14 protein-coding genes are annotated in these 12,439 nt (G+C 43.5%); 6 read left to right on the forward strand and 8 right to left on the reverse strand.

Going from position 1 to position 12,439, the window contains the following annotated elements; genetic code table 11:
- Positions 1-130 precede the first annotated feature (130 nt).
- From EYB58_RS08260 to EYB58_RS08270, 3 genes are read left to right on the forward strand one after another with little or no spacing between them, the layout of a single operon-like run.
- On the forward strand, positions 131-829 hold the full coding sequence (locus EYB58_RS08260) for a CsgG/HfaB family protein (RefSeq protein WP_111952520.1): 699 nt from the start codon (positions 131-133) through the stop codon (positions 827-829).
- A gap of 18 nt (positions 830-847) precedes the next feature.
- Positions 848-1,219, forward strand: a complete 372-nt coding sequence (locus tag EYB58_RS08265) for a DUF4810 domain-containing protein (RefSeq protein WP_111952521.1) — start codon at positions 848-850, stop codon at positions 1,217-1,219.
- On the forward strand, positions 1,216-1,869 hold the full coding sequence (locus EYB58_RS08270; RefSeq protein ID WP_111952522.1) for a DUF799 domain-containing protein: 654 nt from the start codon (positions 1,216-1,218) through the stop codon (positions 1,867-1,869). Before EYB58_RS08265 ends, EYB58_RS08270 begins: the two co-directional genes overlap by 4 nt.
- 305 nt (positions 1,870-2,174) lie before the next feature.
- Here EYB58_RS08270 and EYB58_RS08275 read toward each other — a convergent pair whose 3' ends face one another.
- Together EYB58_RS08275 and EYB58_RS08280 are read right to left on the reverse strand one after the other, a co-directional pair.
- The gene (locus EYB58_RS08275) at positions 2,175-2,531 is read right to left on the reverse strand and encodes an alpha/beta hydrolase family protein (protein ID WP_131072035.1); all 357 of its coding nucleotides are present in this window, start codon (positions 2,529-2,531) and stop codon (positions 2,175-2,177) included.
- The gene (locus tag EYB58_RS08280; RefSeq protein ID WP_111952524.1) at positions 2,483-3,007 is read right to left on the reverse strand and encodes a hypothetical protein; all 525 of its coding nucleotides are present in this window, start codon (positions 3,005-3,007) and stop codon (positions 2,483-2,485) included. The genes EYB58_RS08275 and EYB58_RS08280 overlap by 49 nt, the downstream gene beginning before the upstream one ends.
- 171 nt (positions 3,008-3,178) lie before the next feature.
- On the opposite strand from EYB58_RS08280, the gene EYB58_RS08285 reads away from it, so the two are divergent.
- Positions 3,179-4,207: a zinc-dependent alcohol dehydrogenase family protein gene (locus EYB58_RS08285; RefSeq protein ID WP_111952525.1), complete on the forward strand. Its 1,029-nt coding sequence runs from the start codon at positions 3,179-3,181 to the stop codon at positions 4,205-4,207.
- Positions 4,208-4,767: 560 nt separating this feature from the next.
- Positions 4,768-5,934, forward strand: a complete 1,167-nt coding sequence (locus EYB58_RS08295; RefSeq protein WP_111952788.1) for an MFS transporter — start codon at positions 4,768-4,770, stop codon at positions 5,932-5,934.
- Between the two features lie 11 nt (positions 5,935-5,945).
- Here the strand turns inward: EYB58_RS08295 and EYB58_RS08300 are convergent, their stop codons facing one another.
- The 6 genes from EYB58_RS08300 to EYB58_RS08325 form a co-directional block, all read right to left on the reverse strand.
- Positions 5,946-7,691: an FAD-dependent oxidoreductase gene (locus EYB58_RS08300; RefSeq protein ID WP_111952527.1), complete on the reverse strand. Its 1,746-nt coding sequence runs from the start codon at positions 7,689-7,691 to the stop codon at positions 5,946-5,948.
- A 1-nt stretch (position 7,692) separates the two neighbouring features.
- The gene (locus tag EYB58_RS08305) at positions 7,693-8,328 is read right to left on the reverse strand and encodes a ferric reductase-like transmembrane domain-containing protein (protein WP_111952529.1); all 636 of its coding nucleotides are present in this window, start codon (positions 8,326-8,328) and stop codon (positions 7,693-7,695) included.
- A gap of 2 nt (positions 8,329-8,330) precedes the next feature.
- On the reverse strand, positions 8,331-8,546 hold the full coding sequence (locus EYB58_RS08310) for a 4Fe-4S dicluster domain-containing protein (protein WP_111952531.1): 216 nt from the start codon (positions 8,544-8,546) through the stop codon (positions 8,331-8,333).
- 59 nt (positions 8,547-8,605) lie between these two features.
- Positions 8,606-9,052 (reverse strand): MarR family winged helix-turn-helix transcriptional regulator, encoded by a 447-nt coding sequence (locus tag EYB58_RS08315; RefSeq protein ID WP_163354411.1) that lies wholly within the window; start codon positions 9,050-9,052, stop codon positions 8,606-8,608.
- Positions 9,053-9,261: 209 nt separating this feature from the next.
- Positions 9,262-9,822, reverse strand: coding sequence for a peptidoglycan L,D-endopeptidase MepK (gene mepK / locus EYB58_RS08320; protein ID WP_479723404.1), 561 nt, complete (start codon positions 9,820-9,822; stop codon positions 9,262-9,264).
- A gap of 16 nt (positions 9,823-9,838) precedes the next feature.
- The gene (locus tag EYB58_RS08325) at positions 9,839-11,452 is read right to left on the reverse strand and encodes a L,D-transpeptidase family protein (protein WP_242637596.1); all 1,614 of its coding nucleotides are present in this window, start codon (positions 11,450-11,452) and stop codon (positions 9,839-9,841) included.
- A gap of 239 nt (positions 11,453-11,691) precedes the next feature.
- On the opposite strand from EYB58_RS08325, the gene EYB58_RS08330 reads away from it, so the two are divergent.
- Positions 11,692-12,402 (forward strand): IS6 family transposase, encoded by a 711-nt coding sequence (locus tag EYB58_RS08330; RefSeq protein ID WP_111952791.1) that lies wholly within the window; start codon positions 11,692-11,694, stop codon positions 12,400-12,402.
- The last annotated feature ends 37 nt before the right edge of the window (positions 12,403-12,439 follow it).

A 12,439-nucleotide genomic window follows, 5' to 3' on the forward strand; every position in this document is an offset into this window, starting at 1 on the left:
TTTGCTTGATCGGCGCACAGCGCCGGTCAGCACCGCGATTATTTTTAATAAAGCTATCGTTGTTTGACATGACTTATTTAGCAAGCGACCTAAATTTAGTATGATATGAATTTATAGATAGGAGGATATTATGTATAGATTGAAGAGTAATCCATTATATGACAATTGGTTTAGCTTAGTATTATTACTGATAGTGGTATTTTGGATTTCAGGATGTGCAACAGAGTCTCACAGGATGGTAGCCTCAGATAAAGTTGAATCTTATGGCTTAGTTTACAATGGACCTAAAACGACAATGGTGGTTGGTAACTTTCAAAATCGTTCCGGTTACATGCAAGGCCTGTTCTCATCTAATACTGACAGGCTAGGCAATCAGGCCAAAACCATATTAAAAACTCATTTACAACAAACCAACCGATTTAACATTGTAGATCGCCAAAATTTGCAGCAAAATGAGCAGGAAGCAAAATTTCTGGGAGCCGAACAAAACATTTATGGCGCCCGTTACACGGTAACTGGCGATGTTACTGAATTTGGCCGGAAAGTAAGCGGAGATCGCCAACTATTCGGGATACTTGGCTCAGGCAAGAACCAGGTAGCTTACGCAAAAGTTTCACTCAATATTGTTGATGTCCTGACATCTCAAATTGTTTACTCCACCCAGGGTGCTGGCGAGTATGCCTTAAGTAATCGGGAAGTTATTGGTTTTGGTGGTACAGCAAGCTATGACGCAACCCTTAACGGAAAAGTATTAAATTTTGCCATTAAGGAATCAGTAAATAACATAGTACGCGATATCCAGAACGGCGTATGGACAATCCAACAGTGAGGTGAAGGAACAAATGATATGAATATGAACAAGTGGTGTGCGCTTCCGTTATTAATCATATTTTTGATGGCTGGGTGTGCAACCAATAAAGAGATATATTATTGGGGTGAATATGAACAATTGATTCATGATGCTTATATCAAACCAGGGTCCGCAGATCCAGCAACACAAATCGAAAAATTAAACGCAGATATTCAGAAAAGTGAGGCTATGGGTAAAAGAGTTGCACCTGGCATCTATGCTCATTTGGGCTTCTTATACGCCGTAGAGGGCAAAGATTCACAGTCAAAGGCAGCATTCAAGCAAGAACAGACTTTATATCCCGAATCAAATGCCTTTATTGAAGGAATGTTGAATCGCGCCAGGCAAAATGAGGAGAATCAGTTATGAGTACCTCAATCAGGCTGCACCATTTATTTTTTCTTTTTATCATTCTCATTACTTCAGGGTGTACAACAACACCCTATGACTACACTGCATTTGAAAAAAGTAAGCCAAGGTCTATCGTAGTTATTCCGCCAAACAACAACTCTATTGAAGTCAATGCACCATACATTTACTTATCCACTCTCACACGCCCCCTGGCAGAGAAAGGTTATTATGTTTTTCCGGTTTTTGTGATTGACCACTTCCTCAAAGAGAATGGCTTGCCTACACCTGCTGAGATGAATGGCATCCCACTGGATAAAATTGGCGAGCATATCGGGGCTGACGCGGTGTTGTATATATCCATAGAAGACTGGGGGCAGAAATACCAAATCCTACAATCTGTAACAAAAGTTCATGCGACTCTCAGGTTGGTTGATGTAAAAACCGGTGACTTTTTATGGGAGTCAATTGCCATAGCTCAACAGTCTTCTGGTGATGGCGGCGGCGGACTTGTTGGCGCACTTGTTGGTGCGGTTGTTACTCAAGTACTATCCTCTACCATCGTAGACCCTACACCTGATCTGGCTAGGCAGGCTAACAATATGGCAATATACAGTCAATTGCGAGGTATGCTTGATGGTCCGTATAAACGATCAACTGAAAAAGAATAAGCCACCTATAAATTTGTTTACAACATAACGGATAGGTCTGTTATGACGGAAGACGCCAAAACACGAACCCCGAAATGGCTTGTACCACAAAGAAATCGGCAAAAAAGCAGAGTACAAAACCACAGGAAACGCAGTACAGTCAGTCCCATGGTTTAAAATAAACAAATTTTGCATCAATTTCTAATGAAGGGGGGGGGGCTGCATTATTAAAAATCCGGCACATCTTCACACGAAGAGAACAAGTTGTGTGATCTGATCAACGTCTGAGACGGTGTCATCTAAATTTTTGCTTTGGCAGCCGGCCGTCATCCTCGGGCTGCCGAAACAAAGTGATTGATTTCCTTTTTTATCAACATTTTTTCGGTATTAATAATATCATTGTGACCGCATTGTTCGATTTCAAACAGTTCGGCATCTGATCTAAAGTTCTTAACCTGTTTTCTGGCAAATTTGATCGGAATAATATCATCCTCAATTCCGTGAAAAAGAATTGCAGGGGTGGTGGTTTCAGATGCCCAGACCGATGCCTCAAACCGGTGTCTCAACAGATATTGAACCGGAAGCCACGGATAGTGGTGCCTGGCGACATCAACGATGGCTGTGTAGGTTGAAATCAGGATAAGCCCGGATACCGGCGTCTGTGAGGCAACCCATGTGGCCACACCGGTGCCCAGTGACTCCCCCAAAAGAAAGACAGGAAGATGTTTATCGTTCCTGGTTTTGATCTCCTGGTTTTGATCTCCTGGTTTTTGATTTCTTTGACCAGCATCAATGCCTGTTCAAGGATTGTCTTTTCACCCGGTTTCCGGTTGTCTCCCCCGTATCCTGGATATTCGCATAACACTACATGGGATTTCAAATCGCTCAACAGATCAAAAAAATAAGTTCGGTCACAGGCGTTCCCGGCATTGCCATGGAAAACGATGATCCAGCTTTCAGCAGATTCTGTCCGTTTTAAATAATACCGAATCCCATTTGAGCTAATGGCCTCTGCTCCGTATCGTTCCATTTGACGGCAATTTCCAAAGATCTGACCCATGGGGAAAAACAGCATTTTCTCCTGGAAAAAATAAAGTACCGCCCCAAGCATTCCATAACAGGCTATCGCCATGGCAATTATCTGAATGACCAGTTTCATGATCGCTCCATGTTCAAACATTGATTTGTCTCAACCACCCAATCCTAACTGGGATGCGCAGTTGTAAAATCGCAATCCCCTTGCTATTATCTTCTGATAATACATGTAATATTCGAAATAGACCTTTTAATGTTTTGACATTCTAACAAATATGTAATTGGAAATCTAATTATGAAAGCCATGGTCCTGAAAAAACTTGGTCTTTTTGCTGAAAACCAGACTCCTTTGGATTTGGTTGATCTGCCTGTTCCTGTTCCAGGAAATGACGAAATTTTGGTTAAGGTATCTGTCTGTGGGGTCTGCCATACTGAACTGGATGAAATTGAAGGTAGAGCTGTACCATCAGTTCTGCCTGTTATTTTGGGACACCAGGTGGTGGGACAGGTTAAAACGGCCGGTAAAAATGTTAAAGGTTTTCAACTTGGTGACCGGGTTGGGATTGCATGGATTTATTCAACCTGCCGGACATGTGAATTCTGCCTGGCCGGCAATGAGAACCTGTGTGAGGATTTCAAGGCCACAGGGAAGGATGCCAATGGCGGGTATGCAGAATATATGGTCATTCCAGAGCATTTTGCCGTTCCTATTCCGGATGGGCTTAAGGATACAGAGGCTGCTCCACTTTTATGTGCAGGTGCAATCGGGTACCGCTCTTTGATATTAACAGGGCTCAAGAATGGGCAAAATATCGGGCTGACCGGGTTTGGTGCTTCGGGTCATCTGGTATTAAAGCTGGTCAGGTTTATATATCCTGATGCAAAGGTGTTTGTCTTTGCTCGAAATCCGGTAGAGAGAGAATTTGCAAAAGAGCTTGGGGCTGTCTGGGCCGGGGATACGGCAGAAGCGTCACCGGAACTGCTGGACTCTGTTATTGACACCACACCTGTCTGGAAACCGGTTGTTGAGGCAATGAAAAACCTTAAACCTGGCGGACGGCTGGTCATCAATGCCGTCAGGAAAGAAGAGATGGATAAGGATTACCTTTTAAAACTGGATTATCCAGCTCATCTTTGGATGGAAAAAGAGATCAAGAGTGTTGCCAATATCTGCCGTAAGGATGTAGTAGACTTTTTAACCCTGGCTGAACGGTTTGGAATCCGGCCGGAGGTTGAGGAATTTCCACTTGAAGAGGCTAACCAGGCCCTGGCAGCGCTGAAAAAAGGAACCATCAGGGGAGCAAAGGTCCTGAAAATAGGCTGATCAAGAAAGCTGAAATAAAACCATAGGCCAATGCGTCTAACTTTGTCATAAAGGTCTTCAATTATCTGGGAAATTGGGGACAGACCGAAAGCGCCGGGATAAACCGGCATAGAATAGGGGATGAAAGAGCCCTACATTGAAAGGAGAAGCTGCTCCATGATCTAAAAAGTAGCAGCAATGCTGGAGATTTGTTAAAACGCCAGGGGCAACGGTATGTTCAATATATCAACCGAACCTATAAAAGAACGGGTATCCTATGGGAAGGTATCGATCCTGCCTGGTTCAAGAGGAGAAATATTTGTTGACATGCCAGCAGTACATAGAACTGAACCCGGTTCGTGCGGGGATTGTAGAGCACCCGGGTGAATTTAGATGAGGGACTTATTCCGCTCTGATGAAATAGATCAAATCAGAAAAGCCACGAATGGGAATTTTGTATTGGGCCAAACGATTTCAGGATGAAATCAGCATAATGCTGGGCAGGCGTGCTTTTCCGGGTAAAGCTGGCAGACCGAGGACAAAAAAATGATAAAAACGTGGTCCGTACCTTATTTTTGTTTATGAACAACACACAGACATTTCAATCGCAGTTGCGTCCCTTACTTTTTCTGACTGCTATATTTTTTTTGAACTTCAGCATTCGTATTATCATATCCCCACTTTTGCCTACTATTCTACAGGACATGTCCCTGACAGGTGACCAAGCCGGCTCCCTGTTTTTGGTGTCTGCCTCGGGATATTTTATTACCCTGGTCTGCTCAGGATTTATCTCAGAAAGACTGCTGCATAAAAAAACCATTGGTCTGTCTGCAATCGTGACCGGTTTTTTTTTTATCTTAACAGGCTTATGTAACAGCCTGACCATGATGCGGGCCGGTATATTTATCACTGGCATGGGCGCAGGTTTGTATCTACCCAGTGGAATTGCCTTGCTCACTGCTTCGGTCGGTAGGCAGAACTGGGGCAAAGCCATCGGGGTTCATGAATTGGCACCGAATTTGAGTTTTTTATTGTCACCGATTATCTGTGAAGCACTGTTGTTGTTGATGTCTTGGCGCAGTATTCTGATGCTGACTGGAATGGTATCGGTGGTGCTTGGCATCAATTTTTTAAAATTCAGCAAAGTCGTGGATTTTCCGGGGCAAGCTCCTATGTTCAAAGCCCTTGTCCCACTGTTATTTATCCGTTCTTTCTGGATTATGATTGTGCTGTTCACGATGGGCGTACTCAGTACCATAGGGATCTATTCCATGCTTCCTTTGTATCTCGTAAACGAGCATGGAATGTTACAGTCCCAAGCCAATACATTGATTGCCTTGTCCCGAATTCTTACTCTGCCCGTACCCTTTGCCGCTGGCTGGATATCTGACCGGTATGGAATAAAAAAAACCCTGAACACAGTCCTTATCTTAACCGGGCTCTCCACCCTGGGTCTCGGAGTATTGTCCGGGACAGGACTTAAGACTGTGATTTTTCTGCAGCCACTTTTATCAGTCGCTTTTTTTCCTCCGGCATTTTCAGCTCTCTCCAGTATTGGAACCAAAGAAACCCGGAATATAATCGTTTCGTTTACTGTCCCGGTAGCATTTCTCATGGGGGGTGGCGGAGCTCCGACTTTGATAGGATTTCTTGCCGCTAATGGATTCTTTTCTATGGGGTTTATCGGTGCCGGAATTTCCATTTTAATGTTTGCATTTCTGCCGATTTTTTTAAAATTTAATGAATGATCTTTCATAACTTAAGAAGGCCAGGTACCAAAGGGCTGTTTTTCAAGTTTCATTGAACCGTCACTGTCCTTGTAAATGTTGATCCAGGCATTCCAGTTCTGGGTATCTATCTGGGGGTAATCCAGCCGATAGTGACTGCAGCGACTTTCTTTACGCATGATGGATGCCTTTAGCTTCATTTCAGCGCTGATAATCATGTTCGCGGTTTCAAAAGCCAACCGCAGTTCATGTAAGTTTGCCGCTTTAAGCATGGGCATGTGATGGTCTCTCAACTCTTCAACATAGGCTAATGCCGCTTTAAGAAGCTTTTCTTTCTTTATATATATTATGAAATTTGGAATCATGATGCCCTGCAAGGTTTGCGTCACCCATGCGGGGCTGTATCCGGCTTCTTTTTTTAACGGTGTAAGTATCTCTTCTTTTACTTCATTCATTTTCGTTTTTGAAATTTTCAGCATTTCAACATCCCGGCAATATTCAGCAGCAGCCTTCCCTGCAACCGCGCCCTGTACCGCAGAACCGGCCAATGAGGATCCTACCTGAGTATAGATTGCCCCGGCCATATAGGAGCCCAAAGCATCTCCGGCAGCGTATAGCCCCGGGATATTTGATTCACACTTTTCGTTGATAGGAACCAGGCCTTCTGATTTGTGAATGGACATCCCTGCAGAAGACCCGCCCACTATAGTTCCTGCCATTCCCGGAGGGGCACCTCCCTCTTCGTGCTGACCGGAAGGCCCGGGTCGCCCTTCGCCTTTGGGAGGGCGATTTCGTTTAAATTCATCCGGAACATAGGGCCCGCCTTCCGGTTCTTTATCCCCGGTTGCTCCGGGAGGGCCCATCTTAACGGGATTCCCGTTCATGTATGCCTTGTAATTCAAGTCCACACCCAGGTCATGATGTACTTCGACACCTGTTATGCCGGGCTTTCTTTCAAACATACCATGCCATCCGTCAAAGCAGGCGGCAGCGTTTTTCGCCTGGCCGGGATGCCCATCGTTCCATTCCTTACCCGTTACCTTGGCACCAATGTTATAGGCCATGACAGTACCGTCATGGGTGAGATCACAAATGGGAAATCCATTGGGCTTGAAGCCGCCTGCTCCGGTACACAGGATGATGCTTTTTGCCTTAAAAAAAAGGACCTTCTCTTTATCCAGGCTGAAACCGGCTGCACCACATATCCGTCCTTTTTCTTTAATTAAATGGGTGATTACAATCCGCTCTTTGACAGGAATATTTCTCTCTTTGACCGGGTTGCTGAAACTCTTATTATAAAGCGGCGAGTCAAAAAATCCCCATTCTTTGAGTTCATTGACACGGGCAAGGGAATGCTCCGCCATTTGCCGGGTATAAACCGGATTGTTGGTTCCCAATGCAGACCTGGAAACGGTGTCTGTAAATTCATCAAGACTGATTTTTGCGGAACTGGGATCGAATGCAAATATGCCTTTTGCAAATGGTGTCATGCCTGATGAACCCAAGCGGCCTTTGGAGACAAGCATCACTTTGGAACCTGCATCATATGCCTTGACGGCAGCAAATAATCCTGCCATTCCGCCGCCGATAACCAGCACATCCGTTTGGTTTTCAGTATATGTTATTTTATTGAGATCAATTTCAGGAACATTGGTGCTGCACGCTCCCTGCTCGGGAAGTAATCCCATGACAGACAGCGTTGCTATCCCTGCGGCTCCTCCTGCAAGGGTCATGAACCTGCGGCGGGACATGTCTTTTGAATTTTGAGATGTTGTCATTTTATTCCTCATTGGCTTTTATTTTTTTTAAAGTGTACGTTTTCAAAAGGAGCAGAACTCCGCTTGCCGTAAGCATGCTGATTAAAATTGACATGGCACGGTTTGCATGACGGCCAAGATCCATGACGTGCCATGCGGCAACTGAAATAAACAGCATGGCCAGAGTGCCGTGAAAAACGCGCCAGGTCTTGTATGTCATGGGTAGCCCGTTCCGTAAAAAAGAAGTAATACCCAATACCAGCATCAAGCACCATGCAATGATACCCAGCACACACCCCAGGTTGAAGGTGGTAATTATGGTAATAAACGCGTCAAAAGGGGATATGCCCGCTTCAAAGAACCGTGGAATCACCAGGTAAATCGGATGGAAAAATAAAATGGTAACGCATGTATACCCAATGAATTTATGGTATTTTACCACCTGGCTCATCTTAAGATCTGTCCTGACGGGCCTGCTGGTGCGTGTCCAGAAAAACTGTCCAATCATCTGGGAAAAGGACAAAATGGTTATGATGGAGAGTGATTCTTTTAACAAGGAACGCTCCGGGAAATTACCCGTGGACCAGATAACCAGGGGAATACCCACGAAAGCCAGTATGGATTGTCTAAAGAATCTGCTTTTTATATATGCGCCCATCTTTACCCCCATGAAACGACAACCGATATGGATTTTTCCGGTGAAATGGTGATGGCATCAACAGGACAATACATCCTGCACAAATGGCATATCTGGCAATCCGCCGGATATGCAATGAATGATTTCTTTGTCTTTGGGTCTTGGCGGATGACGTCGGTGGGGCATGTTTCTATGCATGTTCCACACCCAATACATCCTTGAATTTTTTCTATGGTCATTAATTTTTTCCTATATCATTGGTGGTTAAACTTACTATCCGTCATGCATGGATTCGATATTATATGCTTGGATCACAACCACCAAGGACGTTGCGAATTCTTTCAAGGGGATTGCGCAATGTATCAATTTCTTGCCGACTCAGTTCTGAACGGATATCCTCTTCAATCTGTGCCATCACGGTCAGGGCAAATTCTGCAGCCTTTTTTCCTTTAACTGTTAGTGTGACGATTATGATTCTGTCATCGTTTACATCTCGTCGACGTTCAATCAGCTTCGATGCTTCCATCCTTTTTACCATGTTTGTAACCGTTGCAGGTTTTATATCCAACCCTTCGCCAATCATCCTTTGCGTCAATTCACCATGTTCCATTAAGGATGTTAAGACTCGCGCCTGTCCAAAATGAATCCCACCCTTATCTAGGGAAATTCTCAACCTGTCATTTAGCAATTTTCCTATGTGCATAAAAAGATGCATCAAGGGTTTATCTGAATTTTTGTATTCCATAATCATCTTTGTTTTTTTATTTAGTAAGCTAATTATTAGTATGCTAACTGTCAAGTTGTTTTTTTTGAGTTTTTTTTAAAAATCAGGATAAATGCAAGGACTTTGCCTATGAAAAGGCTAATGTTGTGTTTTGGGGTTGTAAATTTAGGGACATGATGAAAAGGCCGGTTTATCCCGGCGCTTTCATAGATGTCCCCGGAATTAAAAAACTACCAGCTTCTTTTATTACCGGTGTCAATATGAATAAAATCCGATTCAGGATAGAAACCGACACCACCGTTGTTATATTTTATAGCTAAATTGCGAAGGTTCTTTGTATCGAACCCCGCCAGCCTGATATCTAAGGCTTTCCCCTTCATGTGGTAACTTTGTTTTGCGACGCCGCTGCTTTTTTTCCTCAACGACTCATTGGTTTTGGGCGACCTGTATCCGGAAATAATCTCGTAACAGGAACGACTGCCGCAAGAATGCTGAATGGTGGAAAGCACATCAAGAAGGTGGGGATCTATGGAATGAACTTCACCGGTACGAAAATCGCGGAAAAAATATTCAATTTTTTTACGCAACGAACCGGTATAGGTTTTTGAAGAATAATCTATGGAGATCCTTTCGCCGGTATGGGTGTGATAGAAACGCAACGGCCGGGGGGGTGATGATATCGCCAAAACCGATGAGGGGATAACTAACCCCATTACTGCTTGGGTCGATGCCAGTAAAAACGAACGTCTGCTTATTTTTTTCCTGAGATCAGGAATAAAGATAGATTCCAAGGTGAAAATCGCTTTCTTATTTTATGAATAATGCTTGATACAACTTTTCATCTCTTCTGTAAACATCCCCATTAAAATTGATTTGACCGTTTTTGTCAACCCATGCAGTTTGATAAGTGATGTGTATAGGTATCGTCGGACGAATTTTAAGCACTTTTCTTTTGCCCAGGTTAATCAGATGATTCACCCGTTCCCGATCCCATTTATTGTCCTTTTCGTTGAGGAGAAACGCTGCCAGTTTTTCCGGTTCCGAAACCCGGATACATCCATGACTGAAGGACCTTGTTTGTCTGGAAAATAATTTTTTTGACGGCGTGTCATGGAGGTATACAAAATACTGGTTGGGAAACACAAATTTTACCCTCCCCAGTGCATTGGCCGGCCCTGGATCCTGGCGAAGTTTGAACCCTGCCATCTGGGAAGGGGTGACCGCATTCCAGTCAATGACAGTCGAATCAATCTCAACACCGTCTTTCTGCCAGTTGGAAAAAAGCCGTATATTCTTATTTACAAGATAGTTGGGATTTTTTCTGAGTTTCGGCAGTTCCTCATTCTTGGCAATACTGGGTGGCATATTCCAATATGGATTGAGCTCAAGATATTTGATTTTGTCACTGAAGACAGGGGTCTGGTTCTGTAATTCACCGACAATCACAGGCATGCTGAATTTGAGTTTATCCGTTTCATAGGCAAAAAGCCTGTAGTTGGCGATATTAACCAGAATATACTTATCTCCCAGCGTATGATCATGCCAACGCCATCTTGTCATATTTACCTTTATCTGATCCAACCGCTCTTGTGGTGATTTATTCAGTTCACGCATGGTTTTAGGGCCTATGATACCGTCCGGTTCAAGACCATTATTCAGCTGGAAGCGAATCATTTTTTTCATCAGATCATCGTCAAAGAGTGAAAGATTGTCCGTCGTTAAACTCTCCACGCCGGCATTTTCCAGCAGTGCGATCCGTTTTTTGATCTCAATGATTTTCTCATCCTCATCTCCGGGCCTGATACTTTTTCTTAAGATCTCTTTTTGCCATAGCCCACTGTATTTCATGCCGCTATACTGAATAAGAGCATTTTTAAGCCCCATATATTGACGATGCTGGGGCGGCAATGATTGAAAAAACGCTTCAAGGTCTTCCGTTTTTCGAATGGTCTCCACCATTTTGAGGGGATCAAATCCTCTTTCACCGGCTTCGGCAAAAAGTTTTGGGTTGACCATGTAGGGCTTAAGTTGTCCGTAACTGACATCATGGATATATTTCACCATGTTGTAAGTTAAAAGCGTATCAAGTTCTGCCAACGAATTCAGGCTGAGATCAGCCCATTGCCTTTCTATTTTTTTTACCTGATAATCAGCCGGATTCAGCCCTTCATTGCCGGCATTTCTCAAATATTTCAATATGATTGCTGCGCGCTCCCCAGGTCCCTTCTCTGACACCCATAAGGGTTCAGCACCTGACTTATGATAAATGGCAGCCAGACAAACAGACTTCTTGATAATGATGGGATTTTGTTCCTCGAAGCTAAGTATCTCCAGAGGATAACACTGGAGATGGTCAGCCATTACCTTGGCAAGATCTCTTTCGCCGGCTTTGCTGTAAGCCGCAGATAGCCATAAACACATCAAACATACAATTCCAATAACTTTTATAATCTTCATTTTGATAGCGGCCTGCTTTTATTTTTATTAATTAAAATTTGGTATCTTGCTTTGTACCAAAAAATAAGTCAAATTGCTGATATTTTCTACCCCTTTTTTAGATGAAGATTATCAATCCTAATATTGATCGGTTCTGTTGCAAAGAATTCCGAATCCATGTTAAAAGCATTTCCTCAAACTCAAATACCGGGGAAAATGTGTTCATGATTTTAAAAAATCTGTTCAAATGGCGTCATTTTGAAAAAAAGATTATCCTTCTAAATGTTCGGTGGTATTTGCGTTATGCCCTTAGCTACCGGGATCTGGAAGAAATGATGCTGGAACGGGGGATAAAGGTTGACCACACGACCATATACCGGTGGGTTCAACGTTATTCCCCAGAAATTGAGAAACGGTGCCGGTCTCACCTTCGTCCGACAAATGATTCATACCGGGTCGATGAGACCTATATAAAGGTCAAGGGAAAGTGGAAGTACCTGTACCGGGCGGTTGATTCTCAAGGAAATACAATCGATTTCATACTGCGCGCGAAAAGAGATACCAAGGCTGCCAAACGGTTTTTTCGGAAAGCCTTAAAAGCCTCACATACGTCAACACCCCGGGTAATTACGGTTGATAAGAACCGCGCTTATCCTGCAGCGATCAAGGAACTCAAAGAGGAAGGATTCCTTCCGGAAACTTGTGAAGTCAGACAAATCAAGTACTTGAACAATATCGTTGAACAGGATCATCGGTTTATCAAGCGGCGGGTTAAACCCGGCCTCGGCTTTCAATCCTTTCACACGGCTTGGAGGACGCTCAGGGGGTATGAGACGATGCACATGATTCGAAAGGGCTCTGTTGAAAAAAATTTGAAGGAAAAGAGTAAGTGTTTGATCTTATTGAATATGTACCTTTACAGCGTGAAAAATTAATTCTAACTAAATCAACGACTTAGGGATTTTCAAGATT

It is taken from the genome of Desulfobacter hydrogenophilus, from assembly GCF_004319545.1.
Lineage (GTDB): Bacteria > Desulfobacterota > Desulfobacteria > Desulfobacterales > Desulfobacteraceae > Desulfobacter > Desulfobacter hydrogenophilus.